This is a genomic window from Corallococcus sp. AS-1-6 (assembly GCF_020037015.1).
Taxonomy (GTDB): domain Bacteria; phylum Myxococcota; class Myxococcia; order Myxococcales; family Myxococcaceae; genus Corallococcus.
This window is the reverse complement of sequence record NZ_JAIQDE010000005.1, coordinates 269,534-293,758: the sequence shown is the minus strand read 5'-3', so window position 1 is coordinate 293,758 and position 24,225 is coordinate 269,534. Positions and strand designations below refer to the sequence as shown.

The window sequence follows — 24,225 nt, the reverse complement described above, 5'->3', positions numbered from 1 at the left end:
TTATGGATAGTCAAGCGCGGGGGCACTCCCGCGTCGTGAGCCCATATGCATCAACAACACACATCGAAGACCGTTGTCCTGGGAGTCCATGGGCAGAGCCTTTCATGTAGGATCGCGCTGCACGCGAAAATAAGGAGAGGTGCCTGATGAAGCGTCTGCTGATTTCTTCCCTCGCGGTCCTTTCCCTCCAACTGGCGGCCTGTGGCGCTGGAATGGAGGAGGGTGAAGGCCAGACTCCTCCCGCTCCGGCCGTGGATGACACGACCCAGCTCGGGCCCATCGGCGGCCTCCAGTATGGGACGCACGTGAGCTACTACACCGACAGCTCCAAGACGGTGCTGGTGGGCGAACGCGAGTGGGGCTGCCCGCCCTCGACCTATCTGATCAACTGGGGCGCGACGTCCGCCTACTCGCTCACCTGGAAGTTCCTCTGCGCGCAGGAACCGCAGCAGGTGCAGTAGGGCGAGCGGCTTTCACGGCCGTCACGAACCTCATCCGATGGGAACCGGCGAAGGCGGACCGCCGATGAAGCTCACGGGCGTCAACAGGTAGTGAAGGCAGAGCGCGGAGAGTCCGCCGAACAGCAGCAACGCCAAGGCCAGCGCGGCTCGCTGCCGCGCTGGCGTGTCCAAACGCGAGCGGAGGAGCCTCGTGGGGCCGGAAGCTCCCACCGCCAATACGATGACCAGACAGGTGAGTGAGGTCCCGAGCCAGACGGTCGCCAGCAGTCCCAGTCGCTCCGGTCCGGGCATCAACGTGAAGCCTGACAAGACCCAGAGAATCGTCAGCAGGCCTCCCACCGAGAGCGTCGCTCCCAGCCGCCTGAGCCACATGAACCCGTGGAGCCGCGCGAACGCCTCCAGGCCGAGGTCCAGGGTTGCTAGGAGCAGCAAGGGGGCCACCATCATGGTGAAGGGGGACGGAAACGCGAAGAGCGCGTTGAAGGCGACGACATAGACCCACGGCGCGATGAGCAGGCCCAGCAGCAGCGCGCCGAGTCCGACCGCGCCCGGGTCCTTCCAACGAGTGGTGGTCATCGGCGTGTGCCTCCTCCGGGAGGGATGGGGACCCTGAACTCCCGCTCGAAGGCGATTCGGGTGATGAGCGGCGCATATCCATGTTGGAACTGAAGCTGCCACCAAGCCGTGATGCCTTGTGACGCGTTGCTGTCAAGGCCGCCATCCGCGCCATACTCTCGAAGGTCGTCATCATCCAGCCCGAACACGTCGTAGAAGACGTATTCCAGCTTGATGAGGTATTCACTCCTGGCGCGGTCGAGCCGATACTCCTTTGCGACGACGATGACGTGCTGGATGCCATTGATCATCACTCCCAGCCCATTGCTGAAGTCACCGGTGTGCAATGCCGGGCTTCCGTCGTTGAACGCAGGTACGCCCAACCCCGTCACGGGAGTGAGCGCATTGATGTCCCAGCCGGCCTTCTCGAGCGCCTGATGGATCCGCACCTGTCCTGCTGTGCGCTCCGGCGAGTTTGGTGCGGACAGTGCACGATGGACGAAGGTGGTGATGTTGGGATGGGCCTGGGCATCCGCGGTGAGGCCTGTGTCACTCCAGAAGCGCAAGGCGCGCTGTGGCTCGAACTCCCGGCTCAGCGTCATGCTACCACCCGCTTCCTGCGCCAGTAGGGGTAGTCTCTCCCGCATGTCGCTGAAGGTGATGACGCTCAACATCCTGATGGGAGGCGAGGAGCGGATGCCGCTGCTCCTGGCCCTCATTGCCCGTGAGCGCCCGGACGTGCTCGTGCTTCAGGAGTGTCTGGGGTGGGAGGACGGCGAGCGGCTTCGTCAGGTCGCCGCCGCGCTCGGGCTCCCCGCCACCGACACCCACGTGCGGCTGGGCACCGCGCGTCCACGTCCCAGCGGCAGCCGCTACCATGTCGCCGTCGCCAGCCGCCTCCCCCTGCGCTCGGTCCGCGCTCACGCCAATGCCCACTTCATTGGCCACTGCCTCCTCGAATGCGAGCTGGAGACGGGCGCGGAGCCGCTGACCGTCTTCGCGGCCCACTTCGACTCCCACCATGAGTCACTTCGCTTCGTGGAGGCGCGCTACCTGCGCTCCCTCATCGAACCAGCGGCTTTCGGTTCGCGGGACTTCCTCCTGGCGGGAGACCTCAACTCCCTGTCCCGCGCGGACCCCTATCCCGTGGACCTGGCTGACCGCGTCCGCCGCGCCAGGATCGACAAGTACGGCCACCCTCCACGCTTCGACGTCATCGACGACCTGGAGAACTTCGGCTGGCTGGACACGCTGCGCCTCAAGCCGGGCTCCCCCCAGTGGGCCACCGCGCGGCGCCACCGTGAAGGGGAGGTCATCGACTTCCGCACCGACTACGTCTTCGCGTCACCCGCGCTGGCCCGGCGGCTGCTCGCGGCCCAGGTCGTGGACGTGGGCGCGGCCTCCGACCACCACGCCCTGACCGCGAGCTTCAGCGACGCGTGAAGCCCCTCACGCCAGCTCGTGGCGCTGGAGCGACTCCGCCTCCGCCACGATGGCCGCGCGGACCTTCCCCTTGAGGGTCGCCTCGCTCTTGAGCACGTCCTTGAGGGCGGCCGTCTTCCCGTAGAACACCCAGGTGGAGGAGTGGCTGCCTCCGCTGGGGGTGGAGACCCGCACCTCGAGGAAGCGCTCCTGCTTGCCCTTGTCCCCGCTCGGCGCGGCCACCCGGAGCTCGACGTCGCCCACGCCGGCCACGAGCTCGCCGCCCGCGAAGCGGGTGCTCAGCGCGGTGAAGGCCCCCGTGTCGGGCACGCCCTGGAGCGCGCGCCCCGCCAGCTCGTGGAGCGCGGCGCCAATCGCCTGCTGCAGCTTCTGTTCATTCAGGACGATCTGCATGGGCTCCTCAGGGAGACTTGTACCGGGCCTTGATGGCCGCGATGGAGCGCTCCAGCGCCTGGATCCGTTCGATGCTCAAGACCGGGCTCAGCCCCGGAGGCAGCGGGGGCGTGGTGGACGCCTGCCCCAGCTCCATCATGCGGGCGTGGATGTAGGCCTGGTTGAGGTACTGGAGGTATTGCGCTTGCTGCGCCTCGGTCAGCGCGGACATGGCGGTCTCCACGGGCTTGACCAGGTTCTGGAGCTCGACCTCGGCGGCCTTCGGCACGTTGCGCACGAGCGGCTTGCCCAGCATCACGTCGTACGGGATGTGCTCGGCGTTGGCGATCGTCAGCACCTCCTTGCCGATGATCTGCAGCTCGCCCCGGACCCCGTTGCCGTGCTTCAGGTAGGCGCACACCACCGTGTAGCCGCTCTCCATCAACTTCGACTCGGTGATGCGCAGGGGCGGCTTCCCACCTTCCAACGCGGCGATCTGCAACGCCTCCAGGTGCTCGGGCGTGAAGTAGGGCTTTCCCCCGGGGCCGTGGAGGTTGTTGATCTCGATGACCTCCACCTCCCCCAGCCGGATGGCCTCCGCGAGCCGGTTCACCACCCGCGTCATCGCCGCCGGTGACGTGTCCGACAGGACGAGCCGCGTCCCAATGGCATCCCAGAGGTTGGCGATGGCCTCCTGGACGGTGGAGACCTTCGCCCCGAACCTGTCGACCGCGCGCTGCAAGCGATTGGCCGCGGAGACCGGGTCCTTCGCGCGCGCCTGCACGGAGCCCATCTCCTTGAACACCCGCGCAATCAGGTTGCGAGCAGGCACCAGCTCCTTCTCGTAGAGGGGCGCGGCCTGCTCGGCGAGCTCCGCGATGGTCGGGGAAGGGGGCTTCTCGCGCTCACGCAGGCGCCTGAGGACCTGGCGGGGGCCGGGCACCGGCGACTTGCCCGCGGAGTGATTGGCGGCGCGTTCCTTGAGCCACGACGCCAGGCGGGTCGAACCAAAGGCCTTCTCCACCGCCGTGCCCTTGAGCGCCTTGAGCGCGGCGCCGACGCCCTTGGCCGCGGCCCACATCGCCAGGACCTCGACCAGGACGCCCGCGAGGACCCCGATGGTCTCGGCCAGCTCGCGCGCCGCCTCGTCCAGCCGCTGCGCGTTGCCGCGCGCGTCCCACACCTTGCCGAAGAACTTCGCGAACGCGGCGCCGACCTTCTTGAGCGAGTCGAAGATCCACTTGGCGAGGAAGGCCAGGCCCATCCACTCCAGCAGCGCGAGCCCCACCTCGAACCCCGCGGCCGCGCCCGGCGCGGCACCCGCACCGCCCGCGAGCGCGCCCAATGCGGCGCCCACCGCCGTGCAGATGGCGAGGAAGAGGATGGCGCCCACCGCCATCTCGAGCAGCGCGATGAGGACCGTGCGCAGGGCCTGCTCGACGTGCCGCGTGACCGCTTCGGGGATGTACTTCAGCGACAGCTTGATGGCCTCCCAGATGTCGCTCAGCAGCTCGGACACGCGCTGGAAGCCGGACGCGAACGCGTCCACCACGTTGAAGCTGTACGAGCCCGAGTTGACCGAGCCGCGCAGCCCCTTGGCGAACTCCTTGCTGGGGATCCAGATGTACGTGTCGGCCTTGAACTCGAGCGACTTCCAGCCCGCCGTGGTGTTGGGAATGGCCCGCCGGTTGACCTGGGCGAGCACGGCCACGAAGAAGCGCAGGTCCGCGCCCCACGCGTGCGCGACGTCGCCGTAGTAGGCCTCCGCGATGGCGATGGCCGTACCGCTCACGCCCCGGGTGACGCGGTGGAGGCGGGCGTTCGGCTCGGGCATCGGGTGGCGCGGCGCGGACCAGACGTAGTCGGCGGAGACGAAGCCCACGCGCCCGTCCCGCGTGCTCACCGACAGCCAGCCGCCGGGCATCTGCGCGATCACCTGCACGGGGGTGTTGAACGCCAGGCTCCCGAGGACGTTGTCGCCCTGCTCGGGGCTGGAGCGCAGTTGCAGCGCCGGCGCCTTGTTCCACATGACGATGCCCACGCCGTGCGCGGGCCGGGCCTCCGCGTCCAGCGGGCGGACGGGGAGGGCAGGCGCGGGCTTGATGACCGTGGGGGCGTTGGCGCGCGTCAGCCCCACCAGCTTCCCCGTCTTGAACGCATCCGACAGGCGCTGCTTCATCACGGGGTCGGCCGGCCATGTCGCGGAGCCCGGGGTCGCCGCGCAGGCGGTGTACATCTCCCGGACGGCCTGCCGGTGCGTGCGCATCCACCCGTCGATGCACATCTGCATCACGGCGGGCGCGACCCGGCGGCTCGCGTTCTTCGCCTCCGCGTCGTTCCAGAGGACGACGACGTAGGTGGCCCCGCCGCCGGAAAGTACCCACTGCTTCGACATGGCTTCCCTTCACGTGACGGGAGCCCCGGATGCTAGCCAGTTGACCGGGGGCGGGCCAGGGGCGGGCCCCAGCACCCCGCAGCGCCACTGTTCCAGCCCAGGGAACGTTTGACGCGAGCGCGGAGGCTTGATCCTCTCCCCGGATGAGCGCTCACCCCATCGAGTTCGACCCCCAGTTGGCCGCCCTCCTGCCCGCGCTGGAGGGGTATGTGCCCCGGCGGATGACGCTGGAGCAGTTGGAGCACTTCCGGGGCCTGAGCCGCGTGACCCGGGAGGACCTGATGGGAGACGCGAAGGTCCACTGCGTCGACTACGGCATCCCCGGCTATCAGGGCGCGGAGATCACGGTCTCGGTCATTGCCCGGCAGGGCCACTCGGTTCCGGGGCCGGCCGTCTATCACATCCATGGCGGCGGGATGGTGATGGGGACCCGCTTCGCGGGAGCGAAGCCGCTCGTGGACTGGGCGCTCCGCCATGATGCGGTCTGCGTGACGGTCGAATACCGGCTGGCGCCCGAGCACCCTGCGCCGACCCTGGTGGAGGACTGTTACGCCGGGCTGGTCTGGATGGCGGCGAACGCCGACCGGCTGCGGTTTGATCCGAAGCGGCTCGTGATCTTCGGCGGGAGCGGTGGCGGCGGGCTCGCGGCCGGAACCACGCTCCTGGCGCGGGATCGACAAGGCCCGAAGCTGTTGGGGCAACTGCTGCAGTGCCCCATGCTGGACGACCGCAATGAGACGGAGTCCGCCCGCCGGTATGACGGCGTCGGGGTCTGGGACCGCACCAGCAATGTGACCGCCTGGAAGGCGGTGCTGGGCGAGCGCTGGGGAGGCCCGGACGTGTCTCCCTATTCCGCCCCCGCGCGCGCCACGGACCTGCGGGGGCTGCCGCCGACCTTCATCGACGTCGCGGAAGGGGAGACGTTCCGGGACGAAGCCGTCGCCTACGCGCGCGAAATCCTGGCGGCAGGGGGCGAGTGTGAGCTGCACGTCTGGGGCGGGGCCTTCCACGGCTTCTACGACATCGCCCCTCGGTCCGACGTGGCGCGCGCCTGCATTTCGACGCGCGACGCATGGCTGGGACGGATGTTCGCCCGAGGGGCCACCCCGCCTGTCCCGTGACCGTGCTCAGGGTTGCGCGATGCCCGTCTCGTAAGCCTTGCGGACGGTCTGGGCACAGGCGCGTGACTTCTCGCCCTCCTCGCTGCCGAGCTGCCGGCTGCGGGCCAGGACCATGTACCGGGTCCTGGCGGCGTTCACCCAGGGGTAGAACCCGAAGGCCCCCGGCGAGGAGTGGCCCGTCACGGTCCAGGTGCTGCTGACGGGCTCGCCCTCAATCCAGTGCCCGAGCCCGTAGTAGACCTCGCCCGCCGCGGTCCACGGCGTGAAGGCCACGTTGGGGCCTCCCGACCAGGCGGGGACGGAGTCCACGGTCAGCTTGGAGGACAGCGCGGTCTGGCCGTTGAGCAGCTTCTGGAGGAAGACGCGGTACTGCGCCGCGCTGCCGGAGAAACCCCCCGCCACGGCGACGTCGCTGTCGGACTCCGGGAAGGTGGTGCCCAGCAAGGGGTTGAGCCAGTCCATCACGCTCAAGAGGCCCGTGCCCTTGCGCGCGCCGATGTCATCCAGGGCCAGCTTCTGCATGTGGCCGCCGTTGTAGAAGAAGCGGCCGTTCTGGAGCGGGCGGTAGGTGACGTCCTTGAAGGAAGGCCCGTAGCACGCGGAGACGGTCGTCCCGGCGACGTCGCACAGGGTGGTGTTCTCGTCGATGTAGCCGCTGGTGAAGTTGAGCCGCTTCTTCTCATCGGCGGTGAGGTTCGCGTACCCCTTGGACTGCACGTAGGCGCCCACGTACAGCCACTTGCTCGCGGACGCGATGGGCATCACCGTCGTGGCCGTGACGCCGCTGCCTTTCGTGAGGCCGTAGAGCGGCCCGGACCCGTCGCCAATCTCCCAGTAGAAGTTCCCGAGCGGCTTGCAGCCCGCCGCGTTGTTGGCCGTGTCCAGCGCGGCCTGTTCGTACACGGTGAGGGCCGCCTGCGACGTTCCCCAGGTCACGCCATCGATGGACTCGCCCGCGTCCCCCGGGCTTCCACAGCCAGCGGTGCCCAGGGTCCACAGCGCGCACGCCCAGATGAACTGCGTCACATTGCTTCGCTTCATGGGGAATTCCTCCAGGAAAGTCCCCCATGAACCCGGCCCGCGCGCGGAAGTTGCGCGGGAAACGCGCGGCTGTCCCGGCCCGCCTCGACTGCTCGAGGCGGGCCGGGGGTGGGTCAGAACGTCTTGTCGAGCAAGGCCTCACACGTCGAGGGGAGGACCCCGTCCTTCACGTGGAGCGCCACCGGGCCGGAGGCCGCACCGGGCTCCCACTGCGTGCGCACGAAGCACTTGCCCCCGACACTGAGGACGTGGAGCCGCGAGGCCACCGCGCCCTCCGGCAGCGCGTCGAACACCAGCACCCCGTCTTGCTGGGTCTTCAGCGCCTGCCGCAGCGCGGCCGGCGTGTCGCTCCGCCCGTAGAAGCGGCCCGGCTTCACGCCCTCGGGAAGCGCGCCCAGCGACTCGCGCTCCGTCGCGGGAAGGGAGACCCGCACCGTCGCGGCGTAGCGCCGCACCTCGTCGAGGACGGCGGAGGGCGTGCCGCCGCGCAGCACCTCGTGCCGCACCGAGGCGCCCGTCAGGTCGACGCGCCCGTTCTCCCCCCGCAGGAGGACGAAGGCCCCCGGGACGAGCGGTGAGCGCCGCAGGAAGAACAGGTGCGTGCCTCCGCCCGGGCCCGCGATGTGGGCGCGCCCCGTGGTGAGGTCCGTCCCCGCCGCGGGCACGGAGACGACCAGGCGCGGGCTCCGCTCGCCGGGAGCGCGCTCCGTGTTCCGGTAGAGCTCCTCGTCCACCTCGAGCTCGAGCCGGTGCGAGTACCGCGGGCTCTTGCTCCCGGCGGCGAACGTCCGTGCATCGAGGACCCGGGTGATGCGGCCCGTGACGATGACGTCCGACTGGGCCACGTATCCTTCGGGGCCGAAGACATACTCGCCATGGTCATCGTGGATCTCCCCCTGTGTCACCATGGGCCCCGGCCGGGCCTGCTCGGGGAGGAACCCTGTCGCCACGCCGGTGGCGCCCACACCCAGGACCGCTCCAAGGACGAGCGTCATTCCCTGCTTCTTGAAAGGCATCATGTCTGGCTTGCTCCAAAAGTCATTCACAGTGAGGTGTCGTGACAGGCCTGCGAGCGCCGCTCATGGAGCCGCCGTCACCAGCTTCGTGCTCGAGATGCCGCCGCCGACGTAGGTCCGCTGATCCAGGGGATACGTGGAGTCCGTGCACCCGCTGCTGCAATCACGGACATACATATACGCGGTGCGGTTGTTGTCCGTGGCCCCGTGGATGATCTCCAGGCGGTTGCCGTTGATGATCTGGAGGTCCGGCGCGATGTTGAGGGTCCAGCCCCCGGCCACGTAGGTCCCCAGGTGCACGTAGCCGCCGAAGGCGTTGATGTAGCCCTCCGCGATGCGCAGGCGGTGGGTCCCATCCGCGGAGGGGAAGGCCATGAAGCAGCGGTTCGCGCCGGCCGGCGCCCAGTACCCGCAGTCGATGCCGACGGGCGCGTCGGTCCACTCCGTGTTCACCTGCGTGGGCGTCGTCCACGTGCCGGAGCTGGTGGAGGTGGAGATGCGCAGTTGGCCCGTGTTCCGGTCGATGAAGGCCATCACCAGCCGGCTGGTGCCCGCGTCGTACGCGAGGCTGGGACGGCGCCGGGACGACATCGTCGTCAGGGTGCGCGTCCCTTTGATGCAGCCCAGCAGGGCGGGGTAGATGTCCCGGTAGACGAGGATCTGTCCTCCGTCGTTGGCCGCGAGGAAGGCCTTCGCGAAGCCACCCGAGGTGTCCTCGGAGACGGCCACGCCGTCGTACGTCCACTCGTCCCAGTTGATGCACTCCGGGCTGACGCCGCCGGTGGAGGAGATGGCCAGGTGGGCCACGTTGCTGGTGGTGTCGCGGGTGGGGTCCGTCTCATAGGCCACCAGGGACCAGCCATCCGCGCGGGTCGCCACGCCGACGCTGCCGGACGTCTTCGCCACCTGGGTCCAGGCGCCGCCGGTGCGATCCCGCACGCGGATGGGGTAGTCCGCGATGTACTGCGCGTTCTGCCCGCCCGTCTTGTCATCCACGCGCGGGAAGCGCTTGGGATAGGCCTCGAAGACGTACTGCCCCTGCTTCATGATGGCCTCCTCCGGGTTGGAGGGATGGCCCAGCCCGAGGCAGTGCCCGAACTCATGAGAGAGGATGGACTGGATGTCCCAGGTGCTGGTGCGGTCGTCCGAGTAGCTCTGGGGGCTGTTGGTGTTCTTGTAGATGTCGAGGGCGCAGTTGTCCGAGAGCGGGACGTTGGTCGCGCGCCCGAGGCACCCCGAGGTGCAGTCGCCATCGCAGCACGTCTTCGCCTCGATCTCGATGTCCGACGCGCTGGGCGTCGTGTTGTAGAACGCGAGGTTGGTGGCGAAGCCCACGCCCACGTTCACCCAGGCCTGGAGGCCCGAGCGCGCCATGTGCATGGTGCGCGTGGCGTCCAGCCCGAAGTGGGTCTGGAACGGGCCGGCGATGACGTCAATGACATAGGGATTGTCACTCCACCGGCCCCCCGAGTTGAACACATAGGCGCTCACCGTGGCGGCGGGCAGGAATCCCATCAGGAAGACTGCGGTCAAGCCAGGTCGTTTCATCATTCCCCCACTGCGGCGTTCAAGGCTCCCGTGCCCCGGAAATCGGGCGAGGACGGGATGAACGAGATACGCAAGGACGCACCCTTCCTGGTCGCGTGGGGTGCGCCTGACGGGGACCGGCGGTGCGACAAGCGAGGCCCTCTTCCCAGACCTCAGTGACCGGGACTGGCGCGGGCCGACCTTCTTGCCTGGAGGCGTCTGGCTCCGGCCTTGACGAGCGCCCGCGCACCTTCCGCCGCGCAAACGCAGAGGGCCGGGAGGAGGAGCAACTGATATTGCGGCCACTTCGTCGGCCACAGCAGCAGGAAGACGACGCCGACGCCGGCCCAGACCGCCCATACCGGACGCGCGCGTGCCGTCGCCCGGGCTCCGACGAGGGCCAGGGGGAGCAGCACCCAGGCATTGAGGCCGGTCGCGAAGACGCCGGCATGCCAGCGGGCGGGGCCGGGATGGATCAGATACATGAGCGGCTGGAACCAGGGCAGTTGCAGCTTCTGTACGTCTTCACCGTGGTTCGAGTAGGCCCAGTGGAACGTGACGGATTCCCACAGGGCTGACAGGGGCGCGGGCCAGAGCGCCGGGTCCGCCAGGAGGAACACCGCGACGGTGGGCACGGCGAGCGCGGCCCAGGCGCGCACCGGCGCCCGCGCATGCAGGAGGAAGGGCAGGAGCGTCAGCCCCACAACGAGGCCGTAGGGATATTTCCCCGCGGCGGCCAGACCCAGGAGGCTGCCCGTGGCGGCAAGCCATCCCTGACGCAGCGGTTCGCCGGCGGCGCGTGCCCGCTCGAAGGCCTGCACCGCGAGCAGCGCGAAGAAGCCGGGCACTGCCTCCAGGTACGCTTCCGCCGTGTAGGCCGCGTGGTAGGGGTCGAACGCCAACAGCAGCGCCCCCAGGGGCGATACCGCCGCCGTGAGCGCGACCTGGAGGATGCCCGCCGCCGCCGACAGCCAGCGCGTCACCCGGAAGGCGGGCCAGGCGGGCTCGGGGACGGGACCGCGCGCCTGGAGGCTGCTCCACTCCGGTTCGGGCGCGCCGCTCGCCCAGAGCGCGGACGCGAAGAGCAGCTTCACCAGCGGCGGGTGTTCGAAGTTGCCCCGGTAGGCGCTCACGTCGCGCCAGTGGCCCGCCTTCATCATCTCCGCGTAGTCGTAGGCCGCGGGCAGGTACACCAGCTCGTCGTGGTCCACGGGAAGGCGTTGCACCGCCTGGGCCCGCTGCCACGTCGCGCAGAGGGTGGCCAGGAGGATCAGCGCGAGCGCCCACCCTCGCTTCATTCGACCCTCTGTCATCGCGGCATCACCGGTTCGCAGGTGGGAGCCAGGGATGGTTCATGCCGCGGCTCACGCTCCCCAGGAGCGTCCAGCATCACGGCGAGCGCGCCCACGTACATCCAGAAGAACAGCGCGAGCGAGGAGATCCACAGCGTGTAGTCCGTCAGGGAATGCACCAGCGCGGCGAGGATGCCGACGACGAGCGCCTGGCCCAGGGGGCTCAGGTCTGGCGCGCGGGCCGCGCGTACGAGCAGCAGGCCCAGGGGGAGCGCGAACGCGACAAGCCCCAGCGGCCCCAGCTCCGCGAACACCTGGAGGAACATGTTGTGGGCCTGCTCGTGCGCGACCCGTCCGGAGATGCCATGCGGGTAGAAGCCCCCCAGGTCCTGGAAGAAGTTGCCCAGCCCCACGCCGAACAGGGGGCTGTGCTGGAGCATGTTGAGGGCGGCCCTGAAGAGGAAGTAGCGACCGTCGGAGGTGGTGTTGAGCTGCTCCGGGGACCAGGTCGCCAGCAGGAACCCGCCCAGGCACGCAACCCCTACCATCGCGGCCCCGATGAGCAGGCGTGACGTCCGCGCCCAGCGCGTCTTCGCGGGCCGGAAGAAGACCGCGTAGAGCAGGGGCGCGATGAGGGCGCCCAGCAAGGCCCCCTCCGAACGGGACAGGTAGAGCATCACCGCTCCACCCACCGCGCTCACGATGGCCACCCCCCGGGTCATCCGGCTCCGCGCCGTGAGGGCGACCCCCACCGCCAGGGGGAGGATCAGCAGCAGGTAGGTCCCGAACTGATTGGGTCCCGAGAAGACGGACATGGCCCGGTTCACGCCCTGGAAGTACCGGGAGTTGTCGGCCACCACGAAGAAGAGCGCGCCCAGGCCCATCACCACGACCGCGGACCCCAGCAGCGTGAGGGCGAGGGTCTCCACGTCGTCTCGCGTGAGGTTCGCCCGGACGAAGCCGAACAGGAGGAAGGCTTCCAGGAAGATGAAGAGCTGGCGGAGCGGGAACAGCAGGGCGAGCGGCGGGTTGCGGAACACGATGGCGTCCAGACGGAAGTCGGAAAGCGTCGCGCCCTCGGTCCAGACGCGCGCCGTGCTCGCCGCGAGCGCCGAGCTGGTGGCCACCGCGAGGAATAGCAGGACCGAGCCATCGACAAGCCCTGCGTCAGGCAGCGCCGCGCGGCCCTGGAGGGCCCACGCGAACCAGAGCAGGAAGAAGGCCAGCAGGCAGACCTCCAGCCCGGGGGTGATCATGTACATCTCCCGGGTGCTGCCGAACTGCAGGAAGGGGAGCGCGAAGGCCAGGGCGAAGAGCGGCTGTTTCATGTTCCGGCGCGACAACAGCGCCAGCACCCCGAACACCGCGAGCAGCCAGTAGCTCTTCGAGTGTTCAAGCTGGCCCACGATGATGGGCACGAACAGCGCGGCCAGTAACGCGATGGCGGCCCGGGCCATGGGCCCCGGAGGCCGCGTGGGACCCGACTTCATTGTCGCAATCATGTGGGAGGCCAATGCGTTGAAATTTGAATAATCTGCCATAACAGATATTCATGTTCAACCCGTTGAGCCGCCGTTCGCGCCTTCAGCCGAGCGCGCGCAGTGTGTCCGCCGCCCGGCGCAGGTCCTCCTCGAAGTGGATTCGCGCCTGGGCCCGCGCCCGCTCGTCTGGCATGCGCAGGAGCGCCGAGGGGTGGAAGGTGTCCCCCACATCTCCTCCAGCGCGTCGCCCTCGGGCGCTTGCGAGCGCGGTACGCCCGGCCCGTACTGAAGCGCGTGTAGAGGCGGCTCGCGGTGTCCAGGATGGCCGCGTCCGGCGACGGCGTGGCGCCGCTCTGGCCCGCGGGGGCGAACTTCGGCGCCTTGGGGATCTCCTGGCGCTCCGCCCGGGATTGCTCCACCGGGGCGGAGATCTCCTTCATCGTCCCGCCGGTGACGGCGAAGCTCTTCTCCGGCGCGAGCTTCTTCAAATCGCCGTCCGTCGGCACCTCGATGTTGGCGCTCAGCCGGTCCGCGTACCGCCCCGCCGCGTCGATGAGCTCCTGGGACGCGCCCGGCACCGCCTTGAGGTGGATGTAGCCCTGGAAGCCGTGCACCTCTCGCCGCGTGCGCGCCACCTCGATGAGCTGCTCCATCGTGTAGTCCGGGCTCTTGATGACACCGGAGCTCAGGAACAGCCCTTCGATGTAGTTGCGCTTGTAGAAGTCGAGCGTGAGCCGCACCACCTCCGCGGGCGTGAAGCGCGCCCGGGCGGTGTCGCTGGAGATGCGGTTGATACAGTACTGGCAGTCGTAGATGCAGAAGTGGGTCAGCAGGATCTTGAGCAACGACACACACCGGCCATCCGGCGTGTAGCTGTGACAGATGCCCATGCCCTCGACGCTGCCGAGCCCGTCCTTCCCCGCCTTGCGTTTACCGCCGCTGCTCGAGCACGAGGCGTCGTACTTCGCGGCATCCGCGAGGATCTCCAGCTTCTTGCGCACGTCCATGGAGCCAGAACCTGGCAACCGTCCCTGACGTGACGACGCAAAGGCATACAGCAGGCAGGGCGTTCGAGTGCTCGGCCGCTCCGCGAGCGCTGAAGCGTCACGCCGCGCGCACGAAGCGGGCCTTGTTGCGTTCAATCCACCGGGCCAGCGGCTGCACGTGGGGATTCAGCTCGCGAGTGACGCCGGGGTCCCTGGCGGCGCAGTACTCCGGAGCGAAGTCCCGCATGAACTGGAACATGTTCGCGAGCTCCGGCGCGCCGGGGAAGTTGAAGGTCCGGTAGACCTCCGGCTCGATGGAGTGGAAGACGACCTCCTGTCCCAGCACGTGCTTCAGCGTCCGGGCGATCTCCTGGCCCGTCAGGTGTTCGCTGGCCAGTCCCACCGTCCGCCCCGCCCAGGCCTCCGGCCCGCGCTGGAAGAGGCCGTGGACGCATCCGCCCACGTCCTCCGTGGCGATGCCGGGCAGCTTCCGCTCCTCCGTGGGCAGCACGAAGTCGAACGTGCCGTCGGCGTTGCGCTTTCCTCCCAGGCCGAATGACAGCAGGTTCTCCCAGGAGAACGACGTGCGCACGAACGTCACCGGCAGGTCCAGGCCGCTGAAGTACGCGTCGGCCGCGCCCTTCACGTCGAACTGCGGCACGCGGTAGTGCCCCTTGAGCAGCGGCATCCGCTTGTCTTCCGGAGAAATGAAGCGCCGGGTGTCCTCCTGGGTGGACCAGATGACGTGCGCCACCCCCGCCTCCTTCGCGGCGTGCGCCATCGTCCGTGCCTGGGCCAGCTCGCGCTCCGGGTCGGGCTTCTCCCAGTAGCTGGTGACGCAGAAGGCGCCGTGCGCTCCGGTGAACGCGGCCTTCAGGCTCTTCGCGTCGCTCACGTCCGCCGCGACGACCTCCGCGCCCAGCTTCGCCAGGCGGCGCGCCAGCTCCGAGCCCGGCTTGCGCGTGAGCGCGCGCACCCTGAAGCCGCCCTGCGTGTCCGCGAGGATGGCGCGCGCGAGGCTGCCTCCCTCTTCGCCCGTCGCTCCCACCACCGCGATGATCTTCTTGTCCATGGTCATGTCCTGTCGTCCTGAAGTCTGGGGATGAAGCCGGCTCAGCCGCCCACGGCGGGGACGGGCGGGGTGGGGCACAGCGCGGGGACGAAGGCGCGCGCGAGGCCCGCGTAGGCGTGCAGCAGCCGCTTCTCCCCGCGCCGCAAGAGCAGGCAGTTGCGCGCGTTGCGCGACAGGTCCGCCTCCTGGAGCAACCGCTCGTCCTCCTCCAGCGTCGTCTCGAAGCCCGCGAGCCGCGCCTCGCACGCGTCGTGGAGGGCGTGGAAGACGCGCTCCTCCGTCTCCGCGCTCAGCGGCGGCACCTCGCCCAGGCCCTGCTCCTCGCGGGCCTCCTCGGCGAGTTGGGCCAGCTCCCGCGCGTTCGCGCACGCCACGCGCAGGAAGGAGAACATCGCCACCGTGGAGGCGTGCCCGTACTGCAGCGGCACCTCGAAGCGGCGCCGCGACGGCGGAGTCGCCAGCGCGAGCAGCTCCCGCTTCCCCTCCGCCTCCTCGGCGTCCTCGGACACACCCAGGTAGAGCACCAGCGTGTCGTCCGGGTTGTCCTCCGGCACGAAGCCGTAGCTCAAGAGGAACCGGTAGCTGGGCTTGGTGCCATAGCTGATGTGCAGCTCCTCGCCCGCGGCCACCGGCTCCTGCGCCACCAGCACGAAGGCCTCACCGTCCTCCGAGTTGCCCCACACCAGGCGCGGCGAGGCCCGGTGGTTGAGCATGTCCGCCACCGGCACGAAGCACCGCGTGAGCTTGCCCGCCACCGTCAGGCCGAAGGTGCGGCTGATCAACACGTGCTGCGCCCAGAGGTACGCGTCCGGCGTGAAGCGCGCGAAGCCCGGCACCCGCTCCGCCAGCGTGGCGTAGCGCGCGAGCAACATCTCCTTCCACCGCGCCACCTCGCGCAGCGCGGACGAGCCCTGGAGCAGCGACAGCTCCTGCGCGTCGAAGAACAGCGGCAGGTGCGGGAACGCGCGGGGCAGCACGTCCAGGTAGGGCTTCCAGACCGAGTCCTCGCGCTCCTTCTCCTGGAGCAGGAACGCCGCCAGGTAGCACTCCTCGCGCGTGTCGGGCGCGTGCGCGTCGATGAGCCGGCCGATGTCCGACGCCCTGGCGACGTCCAGCGTCACCAGGCACGCGCGCGGCACCCGCAGCACCTCTTCTCCCGCCGCGATGGGCGCCTTGGCGAAGACGCCGCGCTCGTCGCCCTCCAGATGACCCACCCACAACTTCGGGAAGCTCGCGCCCGCCTGCCTGCTCCACTCGAGCGCGAGGTGTTCCTTCAGGGGGTTCTCTTCCTCGAGGGTGTCCTGCTCCGCTTCCTGTCGCGCGCTCATTGGCTCCGCCGTGCGTTCGGGGGGTGAACGCCGGGAAGACGCGGGTCGCTACGGCTTGTGATTTCCCGTGGATTTCCTGGGTGACCTTTTCAGGGAGGTTTCAAGGGGTATTCACAGACATCTCGCTGCGCCGTTTCCAGATGCACTTTTGGAGCCCTGGAAACCGTGAGAGAAAACAACAATCCCTCTTTCTGGCGTGTGTGGGAGCAGCACAAGGAGCCGTTGTTCCAGCAGGCGCTGCGGCTGATGGGAGGGAACGTGGTGGACGCGGAGGACGCGGTGGACACCGCGATGCTCCGGGCCCACCAGAACTACGTGTCGCCCGGGAAGATCCTCAACCCGAGGGCCTGGTTGGGACGCATCCTCCACAACGTCTGCATGGACATCCACCGCGAGCGGCAGCGCTGGGGCGACACCGAGGAGTGGATGGAAGACCTGGAGCCCGCGGAGCTCCAGACGCAGGAGTTGCCCGACGCGGGCCTGCTCCAGAGCGAGAGCGCCGCGGCGGTCCACGAATGCATCCAGGCGCTGCCCCCCAACCTGCGGGTGCCCCTGGTGATGCGCTACCTCCAGGACATGTCCTATGCCGACATCGCGGAACAGCTCCGGTTGACCAGTTGCAACGTGAGAAAGCGCATCCAGCTCGCGTACGGAATCCTCCGGACCACCCTTTCGCAAGAGCCGTGCCCCCGCTGAGCACGGCTCGCGCAGCTCATTCCGGGAGGAGGCGCGAGCGCACGTAGCGCCCTGGCGCCGCTTCGATGATGCGCGCGCCTCCCTGTCCGGGGACCCGGGCCGGGACGCGTCCTCCCGAGCGCTCGGACTGCCAGGCATCCCAGTCCGTCCACCACGAGCCCGGGCGCTCCACCGCGTCCTGAAGCCACGCATCCGCGTTCGCGTGTGACGCAATCCCATCCGCGTCCGATTCAATCCCATCCGCGTTGAGGGCGGACGCGGCTGCGTTCCCGGAAGACGCAGCCGGCCGGAGCTTCGGGACCCAATGGCGATACCGGTTCGCGGACGGCGGGTTGATGACGCCCGCGACATGGCCCGAGCCCGCGAGCACGAACCGCACCGGCCCCCGGAAGTGCCTTGCTCCCCGGTACACCGAGCGGAAGGGCGCGATGTGGTCCTCCCGGCAGGCTTGCACGTAGAGGGGGGTCTTCACGCGGCCCAGGTCCAGGGGGATGCCCGCGAGCGACAGCGCGCCCGGCTGGACCAGGCGGTTGTGCAGGTACAGCTCCCGCAGGTACGTCGCGTGCGCGCGCGCGGGCATGCGCGTGGGGTCGGTGCTCCACGCCAGGAAGTCGCTGGGGGCCGGCTCCCGGCCGAGCAGGTAGTTGTTCACCACGAAGGGCCAGACCAGGTCCTTCGCCCGGAGCAGGTTGAAGGTGGTCATCATCTCCAGCCCGTCCAGATAGCCGCGCCCGCGCATGCGGGCCTCCAGCCGCTCCAGTTGTGGCGCGTCGATGAAGGCCCCCAGGTCCCCGGGTTCGCTGAAGTCCACCTGCGTGGTGAGCAGCGTCGCGCTGGCGATGAGCGCGTCATCCCGGGCGGCGAGCCACGCGAGCCCCGACGCCAGCAGCGTCCCTCCGATGCAGTAGCCCAGCGCGGAGACCCGCTCCTCGTTGGTGACGCGGCAGACGGCCTCCAGCGCGGCGATCAACCCGTGCACGAGGTAGTCCTCCCAATCCACCTCCGCGTGCGTTTCGTCGGGGTTCACCCAGGAGATGAGGAACACCGTGTATCCGCGCTCCACCGCCCAGCGGACGAACGAGTTCTCCGGGCGCAGGTCCAGGATGTAGAACTTGTTGATCCACGGCGGCACCACCAGCAGCGGCTGGCGGTGGACGGTGGGCGTGGTGGGCCGGTACTGGATGAGCTGGAACAGGCGCTCCTCGTGGACCACGTCGCCCGGCGTGGTGGCCAGGGTCTCTCCCAGCCGGAACGTCCGCCGGTCCGTCATGCGCGTCGCGAGCTGGCCCTGGCCCCGCGCCAGGTCCTCGCACAGCGCCTGGAGCCCCTTGAGCAGGCTCAGGCCGTGGGACTCGCGCGCGGCGCGGAGCACCTCCGGGTTGAGCGCGGGGAAGTTGGACGGCGACAGCGCGTCGGTGAGCTGGCGCGCGTAGAAGCGAGCCTGGTGCGCGGTGTGCCGGTCCACGTCCGGTGCTTGCGCCACCAGGTCCTCCAGCCAGCCCGCGCCGGTGAGGTACGCGCGGCGCAGGCCGTCGAAGAGGGGCTGCTCCCGCCACGCCGGATCCCGGAAGCGGCGGTCCGGGGCGGGTGGGGCGGGCTCCGGTGGGGCGTCCCCGCGCAGGGAGCGTCCCCACAGGTCGAGTCCCGCCGCGAGCATCCGCTGGGGGTCCAGCGCCAGCCGGAGGAGGACTTCCAGGAAGGCGCGCCGCATGGGCTCCAGGGATGCGTGCATTCGCGGGCTCCTTCAGTACATGTGCTGCCCACCATTGATGGTGAGCGTGGCGCCGGTGATGAAGCCGGCCTTGTCGGAGGCGAGGAACGTCACGGCGCGGGCGATCTCGTCGGCGCGCCCCAGGCGGCCCACGGGGATGCGCGCGCGGATGCGCACCAGCTCATCCGGAGGCACGGAGCGCACCATGTCCGTGTCGATGTAGCCCGGCGCGATGAGGTTGGCGGTGACGCCGCGGGCGGCGCCCTCACGCGCCAGCGCCAGCGTGAAGCCGTGCATACCCGCCTTGGCCGCCGCGTAGGCCGTCTGGCCCAGTTGGCCCGTCTGCCCGTTGATGGAGCCGATGTTGATGATGCGGCCGAAGCCCCGCTCGCGCATCGGGCCCACCACCACGTTGCACAGGTTGAAGCACGAGGTGAGGTTCGTCTGGATGACCTCGTTCCACTGCTCGGGCGTCATCTTGTGCAGCATGGCGTCCCGGGTGATGCCGGCGTTGTTCACCAGCACCTCGATGGGGCCCAGCGTCTCGACGATCTTCTTCACGCCCGCGACACACTGGGCGGTGTTGGCGGCGTCGAAGCGGAACGCCGGGATGCCGGTGCGGCCCGTGAAGTTCTGCGCCGCCTGCTCATTCGCATAGTAGGTGACCACCACGCGGTACCCCTGCTGCCGCAGGGCGTCGGCGCTCGCGGCGCCAATGCCGCGCGTTCCTCCCGTCACCACTGCCACGCGTCCACTCATGTCTGTCTCCAGGGTTGAAAGCTGCGCCTGAAGGACGCGGACGCCCGCCGGGTGTGAATGTCGTCACTTCAGGGCCGGTGTGGATTCACAACCGGGCGCGCGCGGACGTCCCAGGAGCGCCGCCCTGGGGAGCGGGGGACTGGGAAGGGTGGATTGGGATCCATCAGCCCTCCGCTCCTCCGGGGCGGCACTCCACCGCAGCACCCGCGAGAGGACATCCATGACACAGCCGCAAGCACCCCAGGAGCGCCCGCAGGTCATCGTCGTCTTTCAAGGCGGTGGGGCCCTGGGCGCCTACCACGTGGGGGCCTATCAGGCCCTGGAGGAGGCCGGCCTGCGTCCGGACTGGGTCTCCGGCATCTCCATTGGCGCCTTCACCGCCGCGCTCGTCGCGGGCAACCGCCCGGAGCAGCGGCTCGAGCGGCTGGAGGCGTTCTGGCGCGAGGTGTCCTGGCCGGGCAGTGAGTGGGGCTCGCTCTTCAAGGGCCGCCTGCGCCAGCTCTTCAACCTGGGCAGCCACATGACCAGCCTGCTCTTCGGCCAGCCCGGCTTCTACGCGCCCCGCGCGGTGTCCCCGCTGCTGGCGGCGCCGGGCACGCCGGAGGCGCTGAGCTTCTACTCCACCCGGCCCATGCGCTCGACGCTGCGGCGGCTGGTGGACTTCGACTACCTCAACTCCCGCGCGACGCGGCTGAGCCTGGGGGCCACCCGCGTGAGCGACGGTCACCTGGTGTTCTTCGACAACACGCGCGGCGCCCTGGGGCCGGACCACGTGCTCGCCAGCGGCGCGCTGCCGCCCGCCTTCCCGCCCAGCCTCATCGACGGGGAGCTGTACTGGGACGGCGGCTGCGTCACCAACACACCGCTCAACGCCATCCTGGACGACCCGCCCCAGCGGCACTCGCTCGTCTTCATGATTGATTTGTTCGAGGCGCGCGCGCCGCTGCCCCAGAACCTGGACGAGGCGAGCTGGCGCATGAAGTCCATCCAGTTCGCGGGCCGCACGTCGCAGCAGGTGGACCAGTTCGCGACCGTGTGGAACCTGCGCCGGACCGCGACCCAGGTGACGCGGCACATGTCCGCGTCCTCGCCGCTCGCGTTCAGCGACGAGCCCCTGGCGAAGCCCGCGCCCCGGCTGGACATCATCCACCTGACGTACCAGCGCGGCGCGCACCAGATCTCCAGCAGCGACGCGGAGTTCTCTCGCGCCTCCATCGCGGAGCGCCGGGCGGACGGCTACCGGGACATGAAGCGCGCCCTGGAGACCTCTCCGTGGACGCAGTCCATGGCGAGCGGGCCCCAGGCGTTCGGTGACGAGGACCTGTCGCCGGCCGAAGCGGGCGCCGTCGTCCACCGCCTCTAGCGCAACCCCGCTGTCTTGACCCGAAGGAGCAATGCCATGACCGAAGCGAAGAGAGTCGAACCGTATGCCCACCTGATGGACCTGGGGCGGGGCGCCCTGCACCAGGCCATCGCCGCCCAGCGCTCCGCGCTCGAGTACTCCCGCCAGTTCGTGGAGGGGGACGCCGCCGCGAGGCCGCTGCGCGCGCAGCACGAGGAGTGGGTGCGCAAGGCGCTGGAGACCCTGGCGCCGCTCTACGCGCTGGAGCAGGTGGCGCGCGAGCAGTGGGTGAAGGCGCAGGCCAGCCTCTTCGAGCTGGCCGACGACACCCTGCGCAACCTCACGCTGCACGGGGTGGAGCGCGGCGGGCACCGCTCCGCCTGAGGTCCGCGGGCGTCGCGAAGCTCGAACCCCGGGGGGCCTTCGCGCGCCGCCCGGGGTTCTGTCTTTTCCAACCGTCAGCGCGGAGCCAATGGCAGACGCGCGGCCGGGTCGCCCAGGAGCACGTAGCCGCCCAGGTCCTGACGGAGCATCCACAGGTGCGAGCGCCGCAGCGGATCCACCGGGGAAGGCTTCCCGGCGCTCCGGGCCGCCTCCTCCTGGTCATACAGCGTGGTCAGCTCCAGGTTGGCCTGGTGGCCCCCGCGCAAGAGCCAGCTCAGCCCCAGGCCCACGCGCCGGCCCCGCGCCAGTTGCTGGAGCGGCTCCAGGAAGCGGGACACCTTGCCCTGGCGGTGGTCGCGGTCCTGGAAGCCATACGTCCACGCCAGGTCCACGTGGCCGATGACCGCCAGCGGGCCCTGGGGGTTGGCCAGCGCGGCCTGCGGCAGCGCGGCGACGAAGGGGCGCTCTCCGGGCCGGGGCAGCGCCGCGGTGAGCGACTCCAGCCTCCCGCTGAACTGGCCTCCCGCCTGCAACTGCTTCAGCCAGTGATGGAAGGCGCTGCGCGACGGCGTGCCCGCGCCGAAGCACGCGAAGAGGAACCAGATGCCGCCGGGCAGGAAGGGCCGTTGGGCCAGCGCCGCGCCCTCCAGGTGCTGGCCTTCCCCCAGGCTGAGCGCCCCCTGGAGCGCGAGCTTCGCGTCGGTGCTCCGCCAGCCCGCGCGGGGGCTGCCCAGGCCGTGGCTCATGGAGAAGAGGAGGGTGGGCTCCTGGTGCGCGGCCTCGGTCAGCAACGCGTCGGCGCCGGGCTCTCCCGGCACGCCCAGCTCCAGCACGTCCCGCGCGGGGAAGCGGCCCAGCTCCCGCGCCTGCCGGGCCGACGCGATGGCTGGGGCCACCAGCGACTGGTAGCCCGTCCGCGTCGCGGCGGTGCCGTCGTGGACGGTGAAGAAGAGCGAGCGGGGCTGGCGCTGCGCGGACGGCGCGCCCTCCCAGCGCAGCACCTTGTCCACGTAGGCCGCGTAGTCCTCGTCGCGCCGGAAGGCCAGCCGCCCCACGTAGGCGTCGTGGGCCGCGGCCTGCTGCAGTTCGAAGGGCACCTGGTGGAAGTCCCCCAGGAAGAGCAGGTAGCGGGGCCGGTCCTCCACGGGCACCGCTTCGTCGTCCAGCACGACGCGCACCCAGCGGGTGAAGTCCTCCAGGTTCCGCCCCTCCGCCGCCAGCTCCGCGCTCACCCGGTAGACGCGCACCGGGTGGCCGTCCTGCTGCTCCTGCCGGTGCCGGCGCAGGGGCTCCAGGAGCGCGAGCAGCCGGTCTCCCTCGGGTCCCTCCGGCGCGACCAGCCCCCAGCGCTGCGCGGGCAGGGAGTTGGGGTCTTCGCCGTCGTCCCACAAGTGGCTCTCCTCGCGCCCGGGCGCGTCGTCGTCGCGCGCGGCCCGGGACACGGCGTCGGCGGGCAGGCCGTCAGGGGCCACCGGCTCGTGTGAATCGGCGTGGGACAACAACAGCTCGACGTTCCGTGTGCTCATCTGCGGGGTGGCTCCTGGCGTGCGCGCCCGGGAAGTCGGGCGCGTGACGGCAGGACGCGCCGGATGGCGGCCGTGTGAGTCCGCGATGTCTGGCGTTGGCATTCACACACAAATGGCGTGCGGCGTCCTCTGGACGCAGTGCCCGGCTTATCGCCGTCAACCCAATCCCAGGAGCAAACCCATGCAGTCCGCCGCCCAGTTGTCCGCGTACATCATCGCCTTCGCGGGTGCCGCCCGCACCGCGCAGCGCCTCATGTCGTCGGGCATGGATCCGATGACGATCGCCGAGTACTACTTCGAGGTGAACCTCACGAGCGACTTCGAGATCAAGAGCGAGACGGACGTTGCCCTCAACGTCTGGCGCATGAGCATCAAGGAGAAGCTCACGCTCGACTACAAGGAGCACATGGGGCTCACGGTGAAGTGCACCATCAAGCCCGCGGCGGTGCTCGCGGCCCAGGGTGGCAGCACCGGCGGCGGCGCCTGACGCTGGCCTTCCGTCCCCACGGAACCCGCTGAAGCAAGACACACCCGCCGCCGCCGGTGCTTCGTCCTGAAGCACCGGCGGCCGCGGCTCGCCATCCACCCTTCCTTGTTCCATCCCATCCCATGGCAAAGCCCAATCCCACGCCTGACCACGCGCAAGTCCTCATCCACGACCTCATCCTGGCCGTCCAGTCCTCGCTGGACATCGCGGAGGAGACGGCCCGCAAGCACTACTCCTTCTCCGTGGCGGAGCTGGAGGTCTCCGCCAGCTTCGACTTCGAGATGACGGAGCAGGACAGCGACATCCCCGAGGACAAGCCGCAGCCCAAGCGCTGGTTCTCCCTCTTCGGCGGCGGGACCAAGAAGGAGCACACCCGCCTGCACGACCTCAACGAGAAGGACTCCAGCAAGCTCACGGTGCGCATGTTGTTCCGCCCCGGCGGCAAGCACCTGGCGGGCGGCACCGCCGAGTCCGACAGCGCTCCCGCGGAAGAGGAGGCGGCGCCCGAGCCCGCGCCCGCGAAGCGCAAGTAGGTGGCATGAAGACTCCGAGCCCGCGGCCTCCGACAGGTCGCGGGCTCTTCGTGTTTCAGGGGGGCGCTTCCTACTTCTTGTCCAGCACCCGCATCGCGCGCTGGTAGTAGGTGTCGCGCGAGGCCTTGCCGTTGTAGCCGCCGTTGATGCGCCGGGTGATGGCGTCGAACTCGCCCTTGTCGGCGTGCTTGTTGAGGTCGCGGCTGTTCCAGAACCAGGCGGCGGTGCGGAAGCCCACGTCCAGGTCGGCCGCGCGGGTGGGGTTCTCCTCCAGCTCCAGCTCCAGCTCCAGCGCCTTGCCCGCGGCGCGGTAGTTGGCGCGGCCGGTGATCTGGATGGGCCCGCGGCCCTTGTAGCGCGCGCCGTCGCCCGGCTTGACGTTGCCCAGGTCCTTGCGCCGCTCGTAGGCGCGGCCGGACGCCAGCTCCTCGAAGTAGCGGAACTCGGCGCTCTCGTGCGCCAACTGCGCCAGGAACGCGGCCTGCCGGCGCGGCGTGTTGATGCCCGCCTCGGACATGGCGTCGTTCAGGTGCGGCAGCACCTCTTGCGCGCGCGCCCTGGGCAGCCTGGGCAGGAACGAGCGCAGTTGCTCCAGCGTCAGCGCCTGGAAGGTCTCGCCTTTCGGCTCGGCGGATTCGTCGGACTGCGAGGACTTGGGGGACTTGGAGGACTTGGAACCAAAGCCAAAGAAGGCCAT

24 protein-coding genes are annotated in these 24,225 nt (G+C 69.7%); 8 read left to right on the top strand and 16 right to left on the bottom strand.

Annotation, left to right across the window (positions count from 1 at the left end; all coding sequences use genetic code 11):
* Positions 1-146: 146 nt before the first annotated feature.
* Positions 147-461: a hypothetical protein gene (locus K8612_RS09725; protein WP_223741972.1), complete on the top strand. Its 315-nt coding sequence runs from the start codon at positions 147-149 to the stop codon at positions 459-461.
* A gap of 30 nt (positions 462-491) precedes the next feature.
* Here the strand turns inward: K8612_RS09725 and K8612_RS09720 are convergent, their stop codons facing one another.
* Together K8612_RS09720 and K8612_RS09715 are read right to left on the bottom strand one after the other, a co-directional pair.
* The gene (locus K8612_RS09720; protein WP_223762081.1) at positions 492-1,037 is read right to left on the bottom strand and encodes a hypothetical protein; all 546 of its coding nucleotides are present in this window, start codon (positions 1,035-1,037) and stop codon (positions 492-494) included.
* Positions 1,034-1,618 carry a hypothetical protein gene (locus K8612_RS09715; protein ID WP_223762080.1) on the bottom strand — a complete coding sequence of 195 codons (585 nt, stop codon included), beginning with the start codon at positions 1,616-1,618 and terminating at the stop codon, positions 1,034-1,036. The genes K8612_RS09720 and K8612_RS09715 overlap by 4 nt, the downstream gene beginning before the upstream one ends.
* A gap of 43 nt (positions 1,619-1,661) precedes the next feature.
* Between K8612_RS09715 and K8612_RS09710 the strand changes: the two genes are divergently transcribed.
* The gene (locus K8612_RS09710) at positions 1,662-2,459 is read left to right on the top strand and encodes an endonuclease/exonuclease/phosphatase family protein (RefSeq protein ID WP_223762079.1); all 798 of its coding nucleotides are present in this window, start codon (positions 1,662-1,664) and stop codon (positions 2,457-2,459) included.
* 6 nt (positions 2,460-2,465) lie between these two features.
* Here K8612_RS09710 and K8612_RS09705 read toward each other — a convergent pair whose 3' ends face one another.
* Positions 2,466-2,852, bottom strand: a complete 387-nt coding sequence (locus K8612_RS09705) for a hypothetical protein (RefSeq protein ID WP_223762078.1) — start codon at positions 2,850-2,852, stop codon at positions 2,466-2,468.
* Positions 2,853-2,859: 7 nt separating this feature from the next.
* Positions 2,860-5,226 carry an SH3 domain-containing protein gene (locus K8612_RS09700; RefSeq protein ID WP_223762077.1) on the bottom strand — a complete coding sequence of 789 codons (2,367 nt, stop codon included), beginning with the start codon at positions 5,224-5,226 and terminating at the stop codon, positions 2,860-2,862.
* Between the two features lie 143 nt (positions 5,227-5,369).
* Between K8612_RS09700 and K8612_RS09695 the strand changes: the two genes are divergently transcribed.
* Positions 5,370-6,347, top strand: a complete 978-nt coding sequence (locus tag K8612_RS09695; protein ID WP_223762076.1) for an alpha/beta hydrolase — start codon at positions 5,370-5,372, stop codon at positions 6,345-6,347.
* Positions 6,348-6,353: 6 nt separating this feature from the next.
* Here K8612_RS09695 and K8612_RS09690 read toward each other — a convergent pair whose 3' ends face one another.
* The 8 genes from K8612_RS09690 to K8612_RS09655 all read right to left on the bottom strand — a co-directional run bounded on the left by K8612_RS09690 (position 6,354) and on the right by K8612_RS09655 (position 16,090).
* Entirely contained in the window at positions 6,354-7,388 is a 1,035-nt protein-coding gene (locus tag K8612_RS09690; protein WP_223762075.1) for a hypothetical protein, read from the bottom strand.
* A 113-nt stretch (positions 7,389-7,501) separates the two neighbouring features.
* Positions 7,502-8,407 (bottom strand): hypothetical protein, encoded by a 906-nt coding sequence (locus K8612_RS09685; RefSeq protein ID WP_223762074.1) that lies wholly within the window; start codon positions 8,405-8,407, stop codon positions 7,502-7,504.
* Positions 8,408-8,467: 60 nt separating this feature from the next.
* Positions 8,468-9,937, bottom strand: a complete 1,470-nt coding sequence (locus K8612_RS09680; RefSeq protein ID WP_223762073.1) for a matrixin family metalloprotease — start codon at positions 9,935-9,937, stop codon at positions 8,468-8,470.
* Positions 9,938-10,104: 167 nt separating this feature from the next.
* The gene (locus K8612_RS09675; RefSeq protein ID WP_223762072.1) at positions 10,105-11,229 is read right to left on the bottom strand and encodes a phospholipid carrier-dependent glycosyltransferase; all 1,125 of its coding nucleotides are present in this window, start codon (positions 11,227-11,229) and stop codon (positions 10,105-10,107) included.
* A gap of 11 nt (positions 11,230-11,240) precedes the next feature.
* Complete coding sequence (locus K8612_RS09670; protein ID WP_223762071.1) at positions 11,241-12,713, bottom strand: O-antigen ligase; 1,473 nt, start codon at positions 12,711-12,713, stop codon at positions 11,241-11,243.
* An 8-nt stretch (positions 12,714-12,721) separates the two neighbouring features.
* Positions 12,722-13,711, bottom strand: coding sequence for a putative DNA modification/repair radical SAM protein (locus tag K8612_RS09665; RefSeq protein WP_223762070.1), 990 nt, complete (start codon positions 13,709-13,711; stop codon positions 12,722-12,724).
* 97 nt (positions 13,712-13,808) lie between these two features.
* The gene (locus K8612_RS09660; protein WP_223762069.1) at positions 13,809-14,768 is read right to left on the bottom strand and encodes an NmrA/HSCARG family protein; all 960 of its coding nucleotides are present in this window, start codon (positions 14,766-14,768) and stop codon (positions 13,809-13,811) included.
* A gap of 35 nt (positions 14,769-14,803) precedes the next feature.
* Positions 14,804-16,090 (bottom strand): SET domain-containing histone-lysine N-methyltransferase, encoded by a 1,287-nt coding sequence (locus tag K8612_RS09655; RefSeq protein WP_223762068.1) that lies wholly within the window; start codon positions 16,088-16,090, stop codon positions 14,804-14,806.
* A gap of 165 nt (positions 16,091-16,255) precedes the next feature.
* Between K8612_RS09655 and K8612_RS09650 the strand changes: the two genes are divergently transcribed.
* Positions 16,256-16,786 carry a sigma-70 family RNA polymerase sigma factor gene (locus K8612_RS09650; RefSeq protein WP_223741990.1) on the top strand — a complete coding sequence of 177 codons (531 nt, stop codon included), beginning with the start codon at positions 16,256-16,258 and terminating at the stop codon, positions 16,784-16,786.
* Positions 16,787-16,802: 16 nt separating this feature from the next.
* Here K8612_RS09650 and K8612_RS09645 read toward each other — a convergent pair whose 3' ends face one another.
* Together K8612_RS09645 and phbB are read right to left on the bottom strand one after the other, a co-directional pair.
* On the bottom strand, positions 16,803-18,518 hold the full coding sequence (locus tag K8612_RS09645) for an alpha/beta hydrolase (RefSeq protein WP_223762067.1): 1,716 nt from the start codon (positions 18,516-18,518) through the stop codon (positions 16,803-16,805).
* A gap of 12 nt (positions 18,519-18,530) precedes the next feature.
* Positions 18,531-19,256 carry an acetoacetyl-CoA reductase gene (gene phbB, locus K8612_RS09640; RefSeq protein ID WP_223741992.1) on the bottom strand — a complete coding sequence of 242 codons (726 nt, stop codon included), beginning with the start codon at positions 19,254-19,256 and terminating at the stop codon, positions 18,531-18,533.
* A 220-nt stretch (positions 19,257-19,476) separates the two neighbouring features.
* On the opposite strand from phbB, the gene K8612_RS09635 reads away from it, so the two are divergent.
* Positions 19,477-20,619, top strand: coding sequence for a patatin-like phospholipase family protein (locus K8612_RS09635; protein ID WP_223741993.1), 1,143 nt, complete (start codon positions 19,477-19,479; stop codon positions 20,617-20,619).
* A 36-nt stretch (positions 20,620-20,655) separates the two neighbouring features.
* Positions 20,656-20,982, top strand: coding sequence for a hypothetical protein (locus tag K8612_RS09630; protein ID WP_223762066.1), 327 nt, complete (start codon positions 20,656-20,658; stop codon positions 20,980-20,982).
* Positions 20,983-21,056: 74 nt separating this feature from the next.
* Here K8612_RS09630 and K8612_RS09625 read toward each other — a convergent pair whose 3' ends face one another.
* Positions 21,057-22,508, bottom strand: coding sequence for a hypothetical protein (locus tag K8612_RS09625; protein ID WP_223762065.1), 1,452 nt, complete (start codon positions 22,506-22,508; stop codon positions 21,057-21,059).
* Between the two features lie 181 nt (positions 22,509-22,689).
* On the opposite strand from K8612_RS09625, the gene K8612_RS09620 reads away from it, so the two are divergent.
* Both K8612_RS09620 and K8612_RS09615 read left to right on the top strand, forming a co-directional pair.
* Positions 22,690-22,995, top strand: a complete 306-nt coding sequence (locus K8612_RS09620) for a hypothetical protein (protein ID WP_223741996.1) — start codon at positions 22,690-22,692, stop codon at positions 22,993-22,995.
* A gap of 122 nt (positions 22,996-23,117) precedes the next feature.
* Positions 23,118-23,528: a hypothetical protein gene (locus K8612_RS09615; RefSeq protein ID WP_223741997.1), complete on the top strand. Its 411-nt coding sequence runs from the start codon at positions 23,118-23,120 to the stop codon at positions 23,526-23,528.
* A 70-nt stretch (positions 23,529-23,598) separates the two neighbouring features.
* Here the strand turns inward: K8612_RS09615 and K8612_RS09610 are convergent, their stop codons facing one another.
* Entirely contained in the window at positions 23,599-24,225 is a 627-nt protein-coding gene (locus K8612_RS09610) for a glycoside hydrolase family 19 protein (protein WP_223762064.1), read from the bottom strand.